Origin of the sequence: Burkholderia ubonensis subsp. mesacidophila (assembly GCF_002097715.1) — a bacterium.
In the GTDB taxonomy this organism is placed as follows: domain Bacteria; phylum Pseudomonadota; class Gammaproteobacteria; order Burkholderiales; family Burkholderiaceae; genus Burkholderia; species Burkholderia mesacidophila.
In genome coordinates, this window is record NZ_CP020737.1 from 3,680,193 (window position 1) to 3,697,825 (window position 17,633).

16 protein-coding genes and 1 tRNA gene are annotated in these 17,633 nt (G+C 68.9%); 3 read left to right on the top strand and 14 right to left on the bottom strand.

What is annotated here, in order from left to right; all coding sequences use genetic code 11:
• Nucleotides 1-16: 16 nt before the first annotated feature.
• Both mrdA and rodA read left to right on the top strand, forming a co-directional pair.
• Nucleotides 17-2,302 carry a penicillin-binding protein 2 gene (gene mrdA / locus B7P44_RS17330; protein WP_084906773.1) on the top strand — a complete coding sequence of 762 codons (2,286 nt, stop codon included), beginning with the start codon at nucleotides 17-19 and terminating at the stop codon, nucleotides 2,300-2,302.
• Between the two features lie 11 nt (nucleotides 2,303-2,313).
• Nucleotides 2,314-3,462 carry a rod shape-determining protein RodA gene (rodA, locus tag B7P44_RS17335; RefSeq protein ID WP_084906195.1) on the top strand — a complete coding sequence of 383 codons (1,149 nt, stop codon included), beginning with the start codon at nucleotides 2,314-2,316 and terminating at the stop codon, nucleotides 3,460-3,462.
• 57 nt (nucleotides 3,463-3,519) lie between these two features.
• Here the strand turns inward: rodA and B7P44_RS17340 are convergent, their stop codons facing one another.
• The 14 genes from B7P44_RS17340 to def all read right to left on the bottom strand — a co-directional run bounded on the left by B7P44_RS17340 (nucleotide 3,520) and on the right by def (nucleotide 16,239).
• Nucleotides 3,520-4,290, bottom strand: coding sequence for a tetratricopeptide repeat protein (locus B7P44_RS17340; RefSeq protein ID WP_084906197.1), 771 nt, complete (start codon nucleotides 4,288-4,290; stop codon nucleotides 3,520-3,522).
• The gene (locus B7P44_RS17345) at nucleotides 4,287-5,072 is read right to left on the bottom strand and encodes an HpcH/HpaI aldolase family protein (protein WP_084906199.1); all 786 of its coding nucleotides are present in this window, start codon (nucleotides 5,070-5,072) and stop codon (nucleotides 4,287-4,289) included. The genes B7P44_RS17340 and B7P44_RS17345 overlap by 4 nt, the downstream gene beginning before the upstream one ends.
• Before the next feature lie 236 nt (nucleotides 5,073-5,308).
• On the bottom strand, nucleotides 5,309-5,761 hold the full coding sequence (queD, locus tag B7P44_RS17350; RefSeq protein WP_084906201.1) for a 6-carboxytetrahydropterin synthase QueD: 453 nt from the start codon (nucleotides 5,759-5,761) through the stop codon (nucleotides 5,309-5,311).
• Between the two features lie 19 nt (nucleotides 5,762-5,780).
• Entirely contained in the window at nucleotides 5,781-6,413 is a 633-nt protein-coding gene (gene queE / locus B7P44_RS17355) for a 7-carboxy-7-deazaguanine synthase (RefSeq protein ID WP_060168110.1), read from the bottom strand.
• 69 nt (nucleotides 6,414-6,482) lie between these two features.
• A complete protein-coding gene (gene queC / locus B7P44_RS17360) occupies nucleotides 6,483-7,217 on the bottom strand; it encodes a 7-cyano-7-deazaguanine synthase QueC (protein WP_084906203.1) in 735 nt (244 codons plus the stop codon).
• Between the two features lie 337 nt (nucleotides 7,218-7,554).
• A tRNA-Phe gene (locus B7P44_RS17365) sits at nucleotides 7,555-7,630 on the bottom strand.
• A 61-nt stretch (nucleotides 7,631-7,691) separates the two neighbouring features.
• Entirely contained in the window at nucleotides 7,692-8,393 is a 702-nt protein-coding gene (esaR, locus tag B7P44_RS17370; RefSeq protein WP_084906205.1) for a response regulator transcription factor EsaR, read from the bottom strand.
• Nucleotides 8,394-10,835 carry a sensor histidine kinase EsaS gene (gene esaS / locus B7P44_RS17375; RefSeq protein ID WP_084906207.1) on the bottom strand — a complete coding sequence of 814 codons (2,442 nt, stop codon included), beginning with the start codon at nucleotides 10,833-10,835 and terminating at the stop codon, nucleotides 8,394-8,396. It abuts the gene before it with no gap.
• Nucleotides 10,825-11,415: a DUF4390 domain-containing protein gene (locus tag B7P44_RS17380; RefSeq protein ID WP_084906209.1), complete on the bottom strand. Its 591-nt coding sequence runs from the start codon at nucleotides 11,413-11,415 to the stop codon at nucleotides 10,825-10,827. The genes esaS and B7P44_RS17380 overlap by 11 nt, the downstream gene beginning before the upstream one ends.
• Complete coding sequence (gene rsmB / locus B7P44_RS17385) at nucleotides 11,412-12,809, bottom strand: 16S rRNA (cytosine(967)-C(5))-methyltransferase RsmB (protein WP_084906211.1); 1,398 nt, start codon at nucleotides 12,807-12,809, stop codon at nucleotides 11,412-11,414. The genes B7P44_RS17380 and rsmB overlap by 4 nt, the downstream gene beginning before the upstream one ends.
• Before the next feature lie 190 nt (nucleotides 12,810-12,999).
• Nucleotides 13,000-13,857 carry a zinc metalloprotease HtpX gene (gene htpX, locus B7P44_RS17390; RefSeq protein WP_084906213.1) on the bottom strand — a complete coding sequence of 286 codons (858 nt, stop codon included), beginning with the start codon at nucleotides 13,855-13,857 and terminating at the stop codon, nucleotides 13,000-13,002.
• Nucleotides 13,858-13,963: 106 nt separating this feature from the next.
• The gene (locus B7P44_RS17395) at nucleotides 13,964-14,605 is read right to left on the bottom strand and encodes a LysE family translocator (RefSeq protein WP_084906215.1); all 642 of its coding nucleotides are present in this window, start codon (nucleotides 14,603-14,605) and stop codon (nucleotides 13,964-13,966) included.
• A gap of 111 nt (nucleotides 14,606-14,716) precedes the next feature.
• Entirely contained in the window at nucleotides 14,717-15,700 is a 984-nt protein-coding gene (gene fmt / locus B7P44_RS17400; protein ID WP_084906217.1) for a methionyl-tRNA formyltransferase, read from the bottom strand.
• 35 nt (nucleotides 15,701-15,735) lie between these two features.
• Nucleotides 15,736-16,239, bottom strand: a complete 504-nt coding sequence (def, locus tag B7P44_RS17405; RefSeq protein ID WP_084906219.1) for a peptide deformylase — start codon at nucleotides 16,237-16,239, stop codon at nucleotides 15,736-15,738.
• Nucleotides 16,240-16,424: 185 nt separating this feature from the next.
• Here def and dprA point away from each other — a divergent pair, with 185 nt between their 5' ends.
• Nucleotides 16,425-17,630 carry a DNA-processing protein DprA gene (gene dprA, locus B7P44_RS17410; RefSeq protein ID WP_084906221.1) on the top strand — a complete coding sequence of 402 codons (1,206 nt, stop codon included), beginning with the start codon at nucleotides 16,425-16,427 and terminating at the stop codon, nucleotides 17,628-17,630.
• The last annotated feature ends 3 nt before the right edge of the window (nucleotides 17,631-17,633 follow it).

The window sequence follows — 17,633 nt, forward strand, 5'->3', positions numbered from 1 at the left end:
GATCGACCGTAACCGCATGACCGAATTCAACGACACCCAACAGCAGCTCTCGAAGTTCCGCCTGCGCGTCGCGGCGGCGGGCGTGTTCGTGTTCGTCTGCTTCGGGCTGCTCGCGAGCCGCTTCTTCTACCTGCAGCTCTGGCAGCACGGCAAGTACGCGCTGCAGGCCGAGGAAAACCGCATCTCGGTCGCGCCGATCGTGCCGAACCGCGGCATCATCACCGACCGCAACGGTGTCGTGCTCGCGAAGAACTATTCCGCGTACACGCTCGAAATCACGCCGTCGAAGCTCACCGACACGCTCGAGAACACGATCGACAAGCTCGCGACGATCGTCCAGATCGACGCGCGCGACCGCCGCCGCTTCAAGAAGCTGCAGGAAGACTCGAAGAACTTCGAGAGCCTGCCGATCCGCACCCGGCTCACCGACGACGAAGTCGCGCGCTTCACCTCGCAGCGCTTCCGCTTCCCCGGCGTCGACGTGCGCGCGCGGCTGTTCCGCCAGTACCCGCTCGGCACGACCGCCGCGCACGTGATCGGCTACATCGGCCGCATCTCGAAGCGCGACCAGGACCGGATCGACGCGATGAGCGACGACAACGACAGCGATCCGGAACACTACGATCCGCGCCGCGACGCGAACAACTACAAGGGCACCGACTACGTCGGCAAGATCGGCGTCGAGCAGAGCTACGAGACCGAGCTGCACGGCCTGACCGGCTTCGAGGAAGTCGAGGTGACGGCGGGCGGACGGCCGGTGCGCACGCTGTCGCGCACGCAGGCGACGCCCGGCAACAACCTCGTGCTGTCGCTCGACATCGGGCTGCAGCAGGTCGCCGAGCAGGCGTTCGCCGGCAAGCGCGGCGCGCTCGTCGCGATCGAGCCGAAGACGGGCGACGTGCTCGCGTTCGTGTCGTCGCCGAGCTTCGACCCGAACTCGTTCGTCGACGGGATCGACCAGCAGACCTGGGACGAGCTCAACAACTCGACCGACAAGCCGCTCCTGAACCGGCCGCTGCACGGCACCTACCCGCCCGGCTCGACCTACAAGCCGTTCATGGCGCTCGCGGGCCTGACGCTCGGCAAGCGCACGCCCGGCTGGGGCTTCCAGGATCCCGGCTACTTCACGTTCGGCGGCCACACCTTCCGCAACGACGTGCGCTCGGGCCAGGGCTGGGTCGACATGAACAAGGCGATCATGGTGTCGAACGACACCTACTTCTACATGCTCGCCCGCGACCTCGGCGTGAACGCGATCGCGAACTTCATGAAGCCGTTCGGCTTCGGCCAGATCACCGGCATCGACATCCAGGGCGAGGCGCGCGGGATCCTGCCGTCGCCGGACTGGAAGCGCAAGACCTTCAAGAAGGCCGCGCAGCAGAAGTGGTTCGACGGCGAGACGATCAGCCTCGGGATCGGCCAGGGCTACAACTCGTTCACGATCCTGCAGCTCGCGCACGCGACCGCAACGCTCGCCAACGACGGCGTCGTGATGAAGCCGCACCTCGTGAAGGAGGTCGAGGATCCGATCTCGCGCGGGCGTCACCTGACCGTGCCGAAGGAAAGCGACACGATCCCGCTCAAGCAGGGCGACATCGACGTCGTGAAACGCGGGATGGAGAACGTGATCGAGAACCCGTCCGGCACCGCATACAAGGTGTTCCGCGGCGCACCGTACCTCGCCGCCGGCAAGACCGGCACCGCGCAGGTGTTCTCGCTGCAGGGCGGCAACTACAAGGGCCACCTGCTCGCCGAGCACCTGCGCGATCACGCGCTGTTCATCGCGTACGCGCCCGTCGACCATCCGCAGATCGCGCTCGCGCTGATCGTCGAGAACGGCGGCTGGGGCGCGCAGTCCGCGGGCCCGATCGCGCGCCGCGTGCTCGACTTCTACCTCGTCGAGCGCCAGAAGCCGGAAAACGAGGCGGCCGCCGTGGCCGCCGCGGCGTCGGCGACCGAGCCGATCAACGCACCGGTGGTCGGCGACGCGTCGAAAGCCGTCACCGTCGCGGCGGGCTTCAAGATGCTGCCGCAGCCGGTCGTGCCGGGCGCGGCGGAAGCGGCGTCGGGCGCATCAGCGCCGGCCGCGAGCGCTGCATCGGGCGCGAACGCCGCCGAGATTGCCGCGCCCGTCGTGGCAAGCGCCGCGGCGCCGGCCGCCGCGAGCATGCCGCCGTTCCGGCGCATGCCGCACCGGCCGCACAAGCCGGCCGGCGACGCGCAGCCGCTCGCCGCCGCGCCGCGCAACGACAACCGTGCCACGTCTCCCGCGAAGGCGGCGGACGCGGGCACCGCTCATTGACGGAGAAAGGCATGCAATTCGACAAGCGCGCCTGGCTCGACAAGATCAAGCAGATGTTCGCGGGCTTCGACCGCCCGCTCGCCCTCATCGTGTTCCTGCTGCTGTGCGTCGGCATCGTCACGCTGTACAGCGCGAGCATCGACATGCCGGGCCGGGTCGAGGACCAGTTGCGCAACATCCTGCTGACGTTCGTGCTGATGTGGGTGATCGCCAACATCCCGCCGACGACGCTGATGCGCTTCGCGGTCCCGCTGTATTCGTTCGGCGTCGCGCTATTGATCGCGGTCGCGCTGTTCGGGATGACCAAGAAGGGCGCGAAGCGCTGGCTGAACGTCGGCGTCGTGATCCAGCCGTCCGAGATCCTGAAGATCGCGACGCCGCTGATGCTCGCGTGGTACTACCAGCGCCGCGAAGGCGTCGTGCGTTGGTACGACTTCCTCGCCGCATTCGGCATCCTGATGGTGCCGGTCGGGCTGATCGCGAAGCAGCCGGACCTCGGCACCGGCCTGCTCGTGTTCGCGGCGGGCTTCTTCGTGATCTATCTCGCGGGTCTGTCGTTCAAGCTGATCGTGCCGGTGCTGATCGCCGGCGTGATCGCGGTCGGCTCGATCGCGGTGTTCGAGGAGCGGATCTGCCAGCCGGAAGTGCAGTGGCCGCTGATGCACGACTACCAGAAGCACCGCGTCTGCACGCTGCTCGACCCGACGTCCGACCCGCTCGGCAAGGGCTTCCACACGATCCAGGCGGTGATCGCGATCGGCTCGGGCGGCGCGCTCGGCAAGGGCTACCTGAAGGGCACGCAGGCGCACCTCGAATTCATTCCGGAAAAGCACACCGACTTCATCTTCGCGGTGTTCTCCGAGGAATGGGGTCTCGCCGGCGGCCTCGTGCTGCTCACGTTGTACATGGCGCTGATCGCACGCGGGCTGTACATCGCCGCGCAGGGCGCGACGCTGTTCGGCCGGCTGCTCGCCGGGTCGCTCACGCTGGCGTTCTTCGTCTATGCGTTCGTCAACGTCGGGATGGTGAGCGGCGTGCTGCCCGTCGTCGGCGTGCCGCTGCCGTTCATGAGCTACGGCGGCACCGCGCTCGCGACACTCGGCATCGCGATCGGGATGATCATGAGCGTCGGCCGGCAGAGGCGGCTGATGAAGAGCTGACCCGCGCGGAACATCAAGGCAGCAGTGCATCGAAGCGGCGCCTCGTGCGCCGCTTCGTCATTGCGGCGGCGCAGCGCGTTGACTGCCCTCCGGCGCCGCCCCGGCGCCGCTCGCCGGGCCCTGCGCCTTCACGCGTTCGCTGAGCTCCTTGAACTTGAGCCCCGCGGTCTCGTCGCCCTGCGCGGCTGCGGCCGCATAGTACGCGCGCGCGATGTTCAGGTTCTGCTCCACGCCGTCGCCGCCGCGCTCGTAAAACGACGCCGTCACGTACTGCGCGGTCGGATCGCCCGCGTCGGCGGCCTGCTTGTACCAGACGAACGCCTGGCGGTTGTCGCGCGGCGTGCCGCGTCCGTCGAGGAACTGGTTCGCGAGCGACAGCTCGGCCTGCACGTGGCCCTGCTTCGCCGCCTTCAGGAACCAGCGATGCGCCTCGGCCGGATTGCGCGCGACGAATTCGCCGTCATCCAGCATCCGGCCGTACACGTACTGCGCGTGCGACATGTTCGCGTCGGCCGCGCGCCTCAGCCAGCGCAGCCCCTCGTCGACGTTCGCCGTCACGCCCTCGCCCGTAATCAGCATCATCGCGTAATTGAACTGCGCGAGACGGTTGCCGCGCTCGGCCGCATCGTGAAACTGCACGAGCGCCGCCCGGAAATTGCCCGCGTTGTAATCGGCGATCGCGGCCTCCGTCTCGCGCGCCGGCTCAGGCTGCGCGTGCGCGCCCTGTGCGAGCGCGGCGCCGCAGGCAACCCACAGGCCGAGCGCCGCGCCGCCCGCCCGCAGCGCGCGCGCGCAGGTGCGGCGACACGCGCCGGCGCTTGCATTCATGACCGTACCTCCTGCAATGCCTGCCGCGTCGCGCGCAGCAGCCAGCTGACGTCGGCGGACAGCGAGATGACCCGGTAGCCGGCGTCGCGGTATTGCCGCGCCGCGGCCGTGTCGGCAGCGAAGATGCCGACCGCGACGCCCGCCTGCCGGCCCGCCGCGAGCACGCGCGCCATCGCGGCTTCGACGGCCGGATGCCGGATGTCGCCGAGATGCCCGAGGCTCGCCGCGAGATCGGCCGGACCGATGAACAGGCAGTCGATGCCCGGTATCGCGGCGATCCGCTCGACGTCGTCGACGCCGCGCGCCGATTCGATCTGCACCATCACCGCCACCTGCGCGTTCGCCGTCTGCAGGTAATCGCGCCGCATCCCGAAGGCCGCCGCACGCACCATGCCCGCCACGCCGCGCAGCCCGTCCGGCGATTCCGGCGACGGGTAGCGGGTGAGCCGCACCGCGTGCGCGGCGTCGTCCACGGTTTCGATGTTCGGAAACATCAGCGTGCGCGCGCCCGCGTCGAGCGCCCGCTTCACGAGCCACGGCTCCCGCGCCGGCACGCGCACGACCGGCTCGCTCGGCAGATGGGCGGCGGCCAGCGCCCGCAGCTGCGACGCGACGTCGTGGCTGTCGTTCGGCGCGTGCTCCATGTCGATGCAGAGCCAGTCGTAGCCGGCGTGCGCGAGCGCCTCGGCGGCGGCGTCGCTCGCGAGCGTCAGCCACAGGCCGTACAGCGGGTCGTCGCCGTCGTGCAGGCGTTGTTTGAGGGAATTGGTGAGCGTGCTCATCGAAACGGCCTCCGGGCGGACGGGCATTCGAAAGGGACAAGCAACGGGCGGGACGGGGCGCGCCGGGCTGCGCCGGCGCGGGGACGCTGACGCGTTTTGCGATGCCACGCAACGATCATAGCGCGGCCCACGGCGGAATGTGGGAAGGGGCGGGACGGAAAACCGCTAGGGGATTACCGCCATGCAGCGCGGCGGCAGTCCCGCGCCGGCCGGGCGGGACTGCCGTGTCAGGAAGCTCAGCGGCCGGGCGCGCGCTCGACGTCGGCCCAGCAGTTCGGCGTTTCGTACAGGCGCACGCGTTCGAGGCGCAGGTTGATGCCGTAGTGCGCGTCGTAGACGTTCGCGAGGATGTCGAACGCGATCGCCGCGAGGTTCTCGACGGTCGGAATCCGGTCGATCACGACGGTCTTGTGATCGGCCATCTGCTCGAGGAACGAGCGCACGACTTCGTCGCGCGCGTAGACGAGAAACGCATGATCCCACTTGCTGACCAGGTGCTCCATCGCGAGCGCCTTCACGTCGGCGAAATCCATCACCATGCCGCGGTCGGGCGCGCCCTCGGTATCGACGAGATCGCCGCGCAACGTGATTTCGAGCACGTAGCGATGGCCGTGCAGGTTCCTGCACTGGCTGCGGTGATCGGGAATGCGGTGTCCCGCGTCGAATTCGAGTTTTCGGGTAATCAGCACGATGTCAAAAGCCGGTGAATCAGGGAATGTTCAGATATTTGTGCGTCTGCATCGACAGGCGCCACTGCGGATGGCGCTTGCACCAGTCGATCGCGAGCTTCGTGTTGAGGTCGCGCGACGGGCCGTCCATCGGTTGCACGAGGAAATAGTCGAAGTCGAGCTTCGCGTAGTCGGCGAGCCGCTGGTTGTCCTGCGGGATCACGACCTTCAGCTCGTTGCCTTTCGTGACGACGAGCGGCGCGTCGGCCTTCGGGCTCACGCAGATCCAGTCGATCGAGTCGAGCACCGGCAGCGAGCCGTTGGTCTCGATCGCGATCTCGAAGCCTGCCGCGTGCAGCGCGTCGACGAGCGGCTGGTCGAGCTGCAGCATCGGCTCGCCGCCCGTGCAGACGACGAAGCGGTGCGCCTCGCCGTCCGGCCACAGGCTCGCGACCTGCGCGGCGAGCGCCGCCGCGTCCTTGAACTTGCCGCCGTTCTCGCCGTCGGTGCCGACGAAATCGGTGTCGCAGAAGCGGCACGCCGCCTCCGCACGGTCTTCCTCGCGGCCCGACCACAGATTGCAGCCGGCGAACCGGCAGAACACGGCCGGACGGCCCGCGTTCGCGCCTTCGCCCTGCAACGTGTAGAAAATTTCCTTGACCGCGTAAGTCATCGTCGTGGATCCGGCTCGCGCCGCTCGTTCTCGATCAGTTCATCATTGTGCGCCGCCGGCGCGCGGGCGTCACAGCGGCGCTTCGGTCACGCGCTCGCCCTTCAGGTAGGCCTCGTAGCCGCGCTTGCGCAGCTTGCACGCCGGGCATTCGCCGCAGCCGAAGCCCCAGTCGTGCAGCTCCGCCCGTTCGCCGACGTAGCACGTATGCGTCTCGACGCGGATCAGCTCGACGAGCGCCTGGCCGCCGAGCTGCTCGGCGAGCTGCCAGGTCTGCGCCTTGTCGAGCCACATCAGCGGCGTCTCGAGCACGACGCGCGTGTCCATGCCGAGGTTCAGCGCGACCTGCAGCGCCTTCATCGTGTCGTCGCGGCAGTCCGGATAGCCGGAGAAGTCGGTCTCGCACATCCCGCCGACCAGCACGCGCAGCCCGCGGCGGTAGGCGATCGCCGCGGCGATCGTCATGAACAGCAGGTTGCGGCCCGGCACGAACGTGTTCGGCAGGCCGTTCGCCGACGTCTCGATCTCGATCGCGCGCGTCATCGCAGTGTCGCTGATCGCGCCGAGCACCGACAGGTCGATCATGTGATCGTCGCCCAGCCGGCCCGCCCACGCGGGGAACTGGCGCTTCAGCGCGTCGCGCACGCCTTCGCGGCACTCCAGCTCGACGCGATGGCGCTGGCCGTAGTCGAAGCCGAGGGTTTCGACCGTCTGATAGCGTTCGAGGGCCCAGGCCACGCACGTGGCCGAGTCCTGCCCGCCGGAAAACAACACGAGCGCGCCGTCTTTAGCGTCTGTCCGAATCACCGTGATACTCCGTGAATGTATAGGCTCGCGTCGCGCTGCGCCCGGGCGACCAAGCTGTCGCCTCGCGGCCCGACGCGTGCCGGCTGCGCCGGCTCGACCAGTATAGGCAGCGCCGCTCGCATCGACGCCGACGGGACGCTTATACCGCCCATCGCGCGGCATCGGCGCCGCGCACCGGCGCGATGCCGGATCGCCCGCTTCGCAATGCACGCGAAGCGACGCGCTAAGTCATTGAGCGGGCACGGATTTTATCACGTCGCCGCGAATGCCGCCGGGCACGTGTGCCACCACAAACGAAAAACCCCAAGAATCTGGCGATTCTTGGGGTTCAAAATGCTGGTGGCCTGGGACGGAATCGAACCATCGACACGCGGATTTTCAATCCGCTGCTCTACCAACTGAGCTACCGGGCCAACGAAGAAGAGAAATTATATCCACGTATCTGTCGTTGCGCAAGTGTTTTCGTGAAATCTTTTATACGACGCCTTCGGGCGGCTTCTTGCCGAGCTCGACGCCGAGCTGCTTGAGCTTGCGATACAGGTGCGTGCGCTCGAGGCCCGTCTTCTCCGCGACGCGCGTCATGCTGCCGTTCTCGCGCGCGAGGTGATACTCGAAGTACGCGCGCTCGAATGCGTCGCGCGCCTCGCGCAACGGGATGTCGAACGGAATCGCCGCCGTCTGCCCCGCGAGACCGAGCGTCGCGGCCATGTCGTCGCCGAGCGTCGGCAACGCGGCCGCGGACGCGATCGCCGCAGGCCCCGCGGCCTGCCCGCCCCCCGCCTTCGCCTCCGCGTTGACGGTCGCCGGCGCCGCGCCGCGCGCGAGCCCGTGCTCGACCGCCTTCAGCAGCTTCTGCAACGCGATCGGCTTCTCGAGGAAATCGAGCGCGCCGATCTTCGTCGCCTCGACGGCCGTGTCGATCGTCGCGTGCCCGGACATCATGATCACGGGCATCGTCAGCAGCCCCTGCGCCGCCCATTCCTTGAGCAGCGTGACGCCGTCGGTATCGGGCATCCAGATATCGAGCAGCACGAGATCGGGCGTCTGGTTCAGGCGGTAGTCACGCGCGGCCTGCGCGTTCTCCGCCGCCTCGACGACATGTCCTTCGTCGCTGAGGATCTCCGAGAGCAATTCCCGGATGCCCATTTCATCATCTACCACCAGGATGGTTGCCATTTACGCTGCCTTTGTCTGCTCACTTGCTTTTGTCTTTGCGGGGGCCGGCCTTCCGGGGGCCGGCCTTCCGGGGGCTGTTCCACCCTGCACACCATGCTCGGCGCCCGGCGCATCGCTCGCCAGTTGCAGGAACAGGATCGACACCTGCGCACCCTCGACGGCCTCGCCGTGCATGCGATTGCGCAGATCGATCCGCGCGCCGTGCTCGTCGACGATTTTCTTCACCGTGGCCAGCCCGAGGCCCGTGCCCTTCGCCTTCGTCGTCACGTAAGGCTCGAACGCGCGGGTCAGGATGCGCGCCGGAAAGCCCGGCCCGTTGTCGGACACGGTCAGGCGCACCGCGACACGCGTTTTGCCCTCGGTGTCGGGATCGCCATATTCTACTGTCTTGGTTTCGATCAACACACGCGGCTGCGCGACTTCCGCGACCGAATCCTGCGCATTCTGCAGCAGGTTGTGGATCACCTGGCGCAGTTGCGTCGCGTCGCCGCGAATCACCGGCAGCGGCGCGAGCTCGACGACGATCGGGCTCTTGCCTTCGCCGACGCCGTAAAGCCCGAGCACCTCGCTCACCAGTTCGTTGAGCTGCAGGCTCGCGAGCACCGCCGGCGGCGTGCGCGCATATTCGCGGAAATCGTCGACCATCCGCTTCATCGCCGCGACCTGGTTGACGATCATCGCCGCGCCGCGCTTCAGCACGTCCGCATCGGTCGGCGCGAGCTTGTCGGACAGCTTCATCTGCAGCCGCTCCGCCGACAGCTGAATCGGCGTCAACGGATTCTTGATCTCGTGCGCGAGCCGCCGCGCGACTTCACCCCACGCCACCGAACGCTGCGCGGAAATCACGTCGGAGATGTCGTCGAACACGACCACGTAGCCGGACGTCTGCGGATCGTCCGCCTGTCCTTCCACCGTCGACACGAGACGCGTGCCGCGCACGAGCAGCGTCAGCGGATCGGCTTCGCCCGGCACTTCGACCGCGAACTGCTGCTGCCAGTGGCCACGATCGCCGCTGCCGCCGTCGGACGCCGCCTCGCGATCGGCGAACGCCTTGCGCACCATCGCGCCGAATCCCGCGACGACGCCGACCTGGTCGAGCGTCGCGCCGATCAGCGCATCGAACGGCTGCCGGAAGATCCGCTCGGCGCCGCGGTTCGCGGTCGTCAGCCGGAACTGGCGGTCGAGCACGAACACGCCCGCGGTCAGGTTCGCGAGGATGCTCTCGAGATAGGTCTTCGAATGCTCGAGCGCGATGCGGTTGTTCTCGACCGCGAGCCGCGCCTCCGACAGCTGGCGCGTCATTGCGTTGAACGCCTGCGTGAGGAAGCCGAGCTCGTCGCGCGACTTGATCTCGCGCTTGGGCGTGTAGTCGCCTTCCGCGACTTCCTTCGTCCCCTGCGCGAGCAGGAACAGCGGCCGCGCGAGCTGCTGGCCGAGCGCGAGCGCGAGCATCATCGCGATGAAGGTCGCGAGGAACAGCGCGAGCGTCAGCGTGCCGATGTACATCTTGCGCAGGCCCGTGCGGCCGAGCGCCTTTTCCTGGTATTCGCGATACGCGCGCTGCACGGCGTCCGCGTTGTGCGCGAGCGTCGGCGGCACCGGCTGCGTGAGCTGCAGGAAACGCTCTGCCGGCTGCAGCAGCGACATGGTCGCATTCGGGATGGGCCGCACGACGCGCAGCCGCAGCGCGCCCTTCGCGCCGTGCGCATGCGGATCGCCGTCGACCTCGCCCTCGATCGCCGCGTACGCGCCGCGTTCGCGCGCCTGGTTCAGCATCAGCGGCGTCGGCAGGTCGTCCGGGATCAGCGCCGCGAAATTGCCCGACGCCTGCGCGACGATGTGCAGGTCGGGCGCGGCGCCCGGGCCGCTGCGGCCGGGCTCGACGATCGTCGCGTCCTGCACGCCGAACTGGTCGCGCAGGCGCAGCAGCGTGAGCGTCGTGCCGTTCGTGTTGGTATCGGCGCTCGCGAGCTGGTCGGACATCAGGCGCGCCTTCGTCTGCAGGTCGGACAGCGACGCGTCGAGCATCCCGCGGCCGAGGTTGAGGCCGGCGGTCAGCGCGGTCTCGACGTTCACGTCGAACCACGATTCGATGCTGCGCGACACGAACTGGTACGACACGATGTAGATGATGCCGCCCGGCACGACGCCGACGAGCGCGAAGAACACCGCGAGCTTCGCGAGCAGCCGCGTGCCGAACTTGCCCTTCCTCAGGCGCACGACGATCATGCCGATCAGGCCAAGCACGACAAGCAGGAACACCAGCGCGACGACGATGTTGGTCGCGTACAGCCACGAGTAGTAGCGGTCGAAGAATTCGGTGTTCGCGCTCGCGGCCGCCAGCAGCACGAGCAGCAGCAGCGCGGTGAGCGCGACGGTCGAAACGATCACGCGCACGAGCAGGCTCTTCCCGCTGGCCGCGCGGCGTACTTTATTTAGCACGTTCGGTCACCGTGAAGGTAAAGCGCTTCCAGTCCGACCCGAGCGTCCAGTCGCGGTTGTTCACCGCGTCGACCTGGAACGGCTTCGGCATCAGCGCCGTATCGAGCTGCATCCGCACCGAGGCCGTATAGGTTTCGCCCTGGTGCACCTGGTTCCGGTCGATCACGTGCCACGACGTGATGTGCTTGACGACCGCGAGCGCGTCCTTCAGCGTGCCGAAGCCGAGCTGCAGGCCGCCCGTCGACACGCGGTATTCGCGCGTGAGCGGCTGGAACGACAGGCGGATCGTCTGCGACACCGACACCGGCTGTTCGTCGAACCAGTACCAGCGCGCGCGGCCCAGCTCGAAATCGGTCGTGAAGTAAAGCGGGATACCCTTGTTGACGGCGTCCTCGAGGTTCGAATTCAGTTCGAAGTCGAAGCGGGCGTCAAGGCTCCAGCCGCTGCCGTCGGACTGCAGCGACGCGCGCTGCACGGCGATCGATTCGGCGCGCGCCGGCCTCGCGATCGCGAGGCACATGGCCAAAGCGACCATCAGCACGGCCGCGAGCCGAAGTGGAAAAAGGTGTTTGATCGTCACCGTTTCTGAAACCGCGCGTAGAAAAATCCGTCGTGATCGGTGTTCTGGTCGGGACCGGCCGCGCCTGCCTGCGCCCCGTCCGAGACGGCGCGCGGCAGCAGCTGGCCGGGCGCGTCCAATCGTACCGCATCTTCACAGGCCGCTTCAAACCAGCGCGCCTGCAGCTCGCCCTCTTCCGGAAAGATCGAGCAGGTCACGTACAGAAGTTCGCCGCCCGGCTTCACGAGCGGCCACAGCGCCGACAGGATGCGGCGCTGCTCGGCGACGAGCGCCGGAATGTCGGCCTCGCGGCGCAGCCAGCGAATATCGGGATGACGGCGCACGATGCCGGACGCCGAGCACGGCACGTCGGCGAGGATGCGGTCGAACGGCTGGCCGTCGTGCCATTCGCCGGGCGCGCCCGCGTCGCCGACGCGCACGTCCGCGACCAGCGACAGCCGCGCGAGATTCTCGCCGATGCGCGTCGCGCGGGTGGCGTCGCTTTCGAGCGCAACGACTTGCGCGTCGGCGAGTTCGAGGATGTGCCCGGTCTTGCCGCCGGGCGCCGCGCAGGCGTCGAGCACGCGCATCCCGTCGGCCGCGCCGAGCCATTCGGCGGCGAGTTGCGCGCCCGCGTCCTGGACGGAGACGACGCCGTCGGCGAAGCCCGGGATCCGTTCGACCGGCAGCGGCGAGGCGAGCCGCATCGCATGCTTGCCGATCGCGGCGGCGTCGATGCCGTGCGCGCGCAGCGTGTCGAGATACGCGTCGACGGTCGTGCGGCGCGCATTCACGCGCAGCGTCAGCGGGCCGGGACGGTCGCCGGCCGTGAGAATCGCCTGCCAGCCGTCGGGCCACGCGGCCTGCACCGCGTCGCGCCACCACGCACGGTAGTTCCAGCGCGCGACCGGATCGTCCTGCATCGCCGCGACCAATGCATCGCGCTCGCGCAGGAAACGCCGCAGCACCGCGTTGACCATCCCTTTCGCGAATACAACCTCGCGACGCGCGCCGATCGCGCTCACGGCCTGGTCGACGACGGTAAACGCCGGATACGCGGCGGCGTCGCCTTCATCGAGCAGCAGCGCGATCGCGCACGCGAGGACGGCCCGGACATGCGCGGGCGGCGCCTTGCTGACGAGTCGGCCGATCATCCAGTCGGCGCTGCCGAGGCGGCGCATCGTCCGGTAGGCGACGTCCTGCGTCGCGCCGCGCGCAAGCGCCTGCGCGCCGGACGCCATGCCCGCGAACACCGTCGCCAGCGCGGCCGGCAGCGCGGTGCCGCGGCGCACCGCGTCGACCGCCTGCGCGGCCGCATCGAGCGCGAAGCCGAGCGACTCGGGCGCGAGATGCAGTGCCGACAGGCTAGCCGGGCGGCCGGACGAAGGTTTGGCGGAGGTGCGGTTTCGTGTCATCGGGTCAAGGCGTCGGCAAGCAACGGGAGCCGCGGCGGCGTGGCCGCCGCGATCCCAAACCGCGCATTGTAGCGTGGGAGCATGCGCGCCCCTTTTCGGGTCGCACAAACGGAACACCCCGCAGCACAGTGCATGCGGGGTGAGGTCGAGCGTGCGCGTCCAACAACCACGCACGAGGCGACAGGGAGGCTTAGTCGAAACGCCCCGTCCGTGCCATTTCCATCAGGCGCGCGATGCGCTCCTCGGTGGCCGGGTGCGTCGAGAACAGGTTCTGCAGGCCGCCGCCGTGCAGCGGGTTCATGATCATCATCTGCGCGGTGGCCGGATGCTCCTCGGCCGCCGGGAACGGGATGCCCGCCGCGTAGCGATGGATCTTGTCGAGCGCCGCCGCGAGCGCCTGCGGATCGCCGGAAATCTGCGCGCCGCCGCGGTCCGCCTCGAACTCGCGCGCCCGCGAGATCGCCATCTGGATCAGCGCGCCAGCGATCGGCGCGAGCAGCGCGACCGCAATGCCCGCGATCGGATTGGCCGGACGGCCGTTCTCGTCACGCCCGCCGAAGAACATCGCGAAATTCGCGAGCGCCGAGATCGCGCCCGCCATCGTCGCGGTGATCGTCGAGATCAGGATGTCGCGGTGCTTCACGTGCGCGAGCTCGTGCGCCATCACGCCGCGCATCTCGCGCTCCGACAGGATGCGCAGGATGCCCGTCGTCGCTGCGACGGCCGCATGCTCGGGGTTGCGGCCCGTCGCGAACGCGTTCGGCGCGTCTTCGTTGATCAGGTACACACGCGGCATCGGCAGGTTCGCGCGCGTCGCCAGCTCGCGCACCATTCGGTAGAACTGCGGCGCCGTGTTCTCGTCGACTTCCTGCGCGTTGTACATGCGCAGCACCATCTTGTCGGAGAACCAGTACGAGAAGAAATTCATGCCGAGCGCGAACAGCAGCGCGATCGTCATGCCGCGCGAGCCGCCGATCATCCCGCCGATCACGATGAACAGGGCCGTGATCGCGGCCATCAGCATCGCGGTTTTGACCCAATTGAACATACGTCCACTCCTTATCCGAATGCAGCACCCGCCGGTTGCCTCGAGGGGCGTGGCGGAAAAATTGTAAGCGATCTGTTAGATAAGTACGTATCGGAAAAATTCAATCTCAGCGCTGCGAAGTCGCGAGCTTGAGGCCGAGCCCGACAAACGCGCTGCCGACCGTGCGGTCCAGCCACCTCTTCACGCCCGGCTTGCCGGAAAAACGGCGCGTCACGCTGCCCGCGACCCACGCAAGCATGCTGTTCCAGATCGTGCTCATCACGACGAACACCGCGCCGAGGGTCAGGAACGCCAGCGCCTTGTGCACGCTGTCGGCCGACACGAACTGCGGAAAGAACGACACGAAGAACAGCACGACCTTCGGGTTCAGCACGTTCGTCCAGAAGCCCTGCATGAAGAGCTGGCGCAACGGCTTGGCGGCCGCGACCGGCGCAGCCTGCGCCGTGTCGGCCCCGGCCGCCGGCTTCGCGAGGAGCATCCGCACGCCCAGGTAGATCAGGTAGGCCGCGCCCACCAGCTTGATCACCGTAAACGCCGTAGCCGACGCGGCCAGCACCGCGGTCAGGCCGAACGCGCAGGCGAGCGCGTGCACGCAGCAGCCGGCGGAAATGCCGAGCGCGGACATCAGCCCGGCGCCGCGGCCTTGCGCGACGCTGCGGCCGATGATGTACGCGGTATCGGGACCCGGCGTGACGTTCAGCAGGAACACCGCCAGGAGAAAGAAGCCGAAATGGGTGATGCCAAGCATGGAAACCTCGGAGCCGGGAAAGCGCAAGGAAATTCTACGCGTGCGCGCCGTGCGTTGCGACTCGGCCGTTCGGCCGATTGCGCGCCGCCGGCGAGCCGTGTCGAATGACGCTCAGGATGCGTCGGGCAGCGTGAACCGCTGGCCCGCGGCCAGCGGTGCGCCCGCCAGGAATTCGCGCGCCGGCAGCCGCTTGCCGCCCGGCTTCTGCAGTTGGGTGACGCGCAGCGCGCCGCTGCCGCATGCGACGACAACGCCGTCCGGGCCCGCGTCGACGATCGTTCCGGGCGCCGCGTCGCCGCGCGCGTCCACGGGCGCCGCCGCCCACAGCTTGATTGCCGCCCCGTCGAGCGTCGCGACGCCGCCCGGGAACGGATCGAACGCGCGCACCCGGCGCGCCAGCACGTCCGCGGGCTCGCGCCAGTCGAGCGCGGCCTCGTGCTTGCCGATCTTCTCCGCGTACGTCACGCCGTCGGCCGGCTGCGGCGTCGCCGGCAGGCTGCCGGTGCGCTCGAGCTGTACCAGCGCGTCGACGATGAGGCGCGCGCCTTCCGCGGCGAGCCGGTCATGCAGCGTGGCGGTCGTGTCGTCGGACTCGATCGCGACGCGCGCGTCGTGCAGCATCGCGCCGGTGTCGAGCCCGGCGTCCATCTGCATCAGCGTGACGCCCGTCGCCACGTCGCCCGCCTCGATCGCGCGATGGATCGGCGCGGCGCCGCGCCAGCGCGGCAGCAGCGACGCGTGGATGTTGATGCAGCCGTGGCGCGGGATGTCGAGCACCTCCTGCGGCAGCAGCAGGCCGTATGCGGCAACCACCATCACGTCGTGCGGGGTCGCGCGCAGCAGCTCGATCGCCTCGGCCGCCTCGGCCGGGTACTTGCCCGCGCGGCGCAGCGACGGCGGCTGCGCGACGGGCATGCCGTGCTCGACGGCATAGCGCTTCACGGCGCTCGCCTGCAGCTTCATCCCGCGCCCGGCGGGGCGGTCAGGCTGCGTGAGGACGAGCGGCACCGGAAAACCGGCCTCGTGGATCGCGGCGAGCGCGGCCGCGGCGAATTCCGGCGTGCCGGCAAAAATGACGCGCAACGAATGTGTCATGACAACGGATCGGGGTCAGGCAGGGCGAACGCGCGTCACATCGCGCGTTCGAGTTTCTTCATCTTCGACTTGATGCGGCTTTGCTTGAGCGGCGACAGGTATTCGACGAACACGCGGCCCATCAGGTGATCCATCTCGTGCTGGATGCACACGGCCAGCAAGCCCTCGCAGTCGAGCTCGAACGCCTCGCCCTTTTCGTCGAGCGCACGCACGCGCACGTGATCAGGACGCTCGACTTCGTCGTAGACGCCCGGCACCGACAGGCAGCCTTCCTCGTAGACCTGCTTCGCGTCGCTCGACCACACGATCTCGGGGTTGATGAAGGCGCGCAGTTCGCTCTTGTCTTCCGAGATGTCGATCACGATCACGCGCTCGTGCACGTCGACCTGCGTCGCGGCAAGGCCGATGCCCGGCGCGGCGTACATGGTTTCGGCCATGTCGGCGACGAGCTTGCGGATCCGGTCGTCGACCTTGTCGACGGGCTTGGCGACCTTGTGCAGCCGCTTGTCGGGGTAATGAATGATGTTCAGCAAAGCCATGGCGTTCGGTAATCGGTAAATCGGCGGTTCGCGTCGGCCATCCGGCCGACTGGCCCAGCCGCGAGGAAGCAATGAAGATGAGGCGGATGCGCGGCGAATCGACGCCCGCGGATCACGCGACCTGCAACCGGCCGCGCGCCTGCGCGCAGCCTCATCGGATTATTTCGGATGATGAAAATTTTAACATGGCGACACGCGTCCCGCTGGCCATCGCATTCGACGGTTTCCTCATGTCGCCGCACCCGCTGAGCGCCGCCGCGCTGCGCGCCTGGCTGCAGCTCGCCGAAGCGCCCGGCTTGACGCCCGCGGTGCTGCGCGTGCTGCTCGGCGCGTTCGGCTCGCCGCGCGCGCTCATCGACGCGCCGGACGACGCGATCGCCGCCGCAAGCAGCCCGGCGGCGGCGCAGGCGGTGCGCGCGAGCGAGCGCGCCGACCTCGACGCACGGGCCGCCGCGGCGCTTGCGTGGCGCGACGCGCCCGGCAATTGCATCGTCCCGCTCGGCGATCCCGCGTACCCGCCGCGGCTGCTCGACCTGCACGATCCGCCGCCGCTGCTATATGTAAAGGGGCGCGTCGCGCTGCTGCACGCGCGCGGGATCGCGATCGTCGGCAGCCGGCATGCCACGCCGCAGGGCCTCGCGGATGCGACGCGCTTCGCCCGCATCCTGTCGGACGCCGGCCTCGCGATCGTCTCGGGGCTGGCGCTCGGCATCGACGGCGCCGCGCACCGGGGCGGGCTGGACGGCCGCTCGAGCACGATCGCGGTGATCGGCACCGGCGCCGACCTCGTCTATCCGGCGCGGCACCGCACGCTCGCGCACGAGATCGCCGCGCACGGCGTCATCGTCTCGGAGTGGCCGCTCGGCACGCCGGCCCGCGCCGCGCACTTCCCGCAACGCAACCGGCTGATCGCCGCGCTGGCGAGCGGCGCGCTCGTCGTGGAGGCCGCGCCGCGCTCCGGTTCGCTGATCACCGCGCGGCTCGCGAACGAATTGGGCCGCGACGTGTTCGCGATCCCGGGCTCGATCCACGCGCCGCTTGCGCAGGGCTGCCACGCGCTGATCCGCGACGGCGCGAAGCTCACCGCGACGCCTGAGGACGTCCTCGACGAATATGGGCTGAACGCGGGATCACCGGGTGACGCGGAGCCGGCCGCGGCGACGTCCGGCGATGCAACCGAGCAGGCCGTCCTCGCCGCGCTCGGATATGGCCCCGTGACATACGAATGGCTGGCCGAGCGCAGCGGCCTGTCCGACGACGCGCTCCACCGCGCGCTCCTCGCGCTCGAACTGGCCGGCCGCGTCGCGAGCGTGCCGGGCGGCCGCTTCGTCCGGCTCGACGGCCCCGCCGCGCCGCAGCTTGCACGCGGCGTGCTACATTCCCCCGCATAGGGG

Excerpts from the sequence above, each read along its gene's own strand:
- mrdA (WP_084906773.1), top strand. The coding sequence starts at position 17 with ATGACCGAATTCAACGACACCCAACAGCAGCTCTCGAAGTTCCGCCTG.
- rodA (WP_084906195.1), top strand. The coding sequence starts at position 2,314 with ATGCAATTCGACAAGCGCGCCTGGCTCGACAAGATCAAGCAGATGTTC.
- B7P44_RS17340 (WP_084906197.1), bottom strand. The coding sequence starts at position 4,290 with ATGAATGCAAGCGCCGGCGCGTGTCGCCGCACCTGCGCGCGCGCGCTG.
- B7P44_RS17345 (WP_084906199.1), bottom strand. The coding sequence starts at position 5,072 with ATGAGCACGCTCACCAATTCCCTCAAACAACGCCTGCACGACGGCGAC.
- queE (WP_060168110.1), bottom strand. The coding sequence starts at position 6,413 with ATGACTTACGCGGTCAAGGAAATTTTCTACACGTTGCAGGGCGAAGGC.
- esaR (WP_084906205.1), bottom strand. The coding sequence starts at position 8,393 with ATGGCAACCATCCTGGTGGTAGATGATGAAATGGGCATCCGGGAATTG.
- rsmB (WP_084906211.1), bottom strand. The coding sequence starts at position 12,809 with ATGACACGAAACCGCACCTCCGCCAAACCTTCGTCCGGCCGCCCGGCT.
- htpX (WP_084906213.1), bottom strand. The coding sequence starts at position 13,857 with ATGTTCAATTGGGTCAAAACCGCGATGCTGATGGCCGCGATCACGGCC.
- B7P44_RS17395 (WP_084906215.1), bottom strand. The coding sequence starts at position 14,605 with ATGCTTGGCATCACCCATTTCGGCTTCTTTCTCCTGGCGGTGTTCCTG.
- fmt (WP_084906217.1), bottom strand. The coding sequence starts at position 15,700 with ATGACACATTCGTTGCGCGTCATTTTTGCCGGCACGCCGGAATTCGCC.
- def (WP_084906219.1), bottom strand. The coding sequence starts at position 16,239 with ATGGCTTTGCTGAACATCATTCATTACCCCGACAAGCGGCTGCACAAG.
- dprA (WP_084906221.1), top strand. The coding sequence starts at position 16,425 with ATGGCGACACGCGTCCCGCTGGCCATCGCATTCGACGGTTTCCTCATG.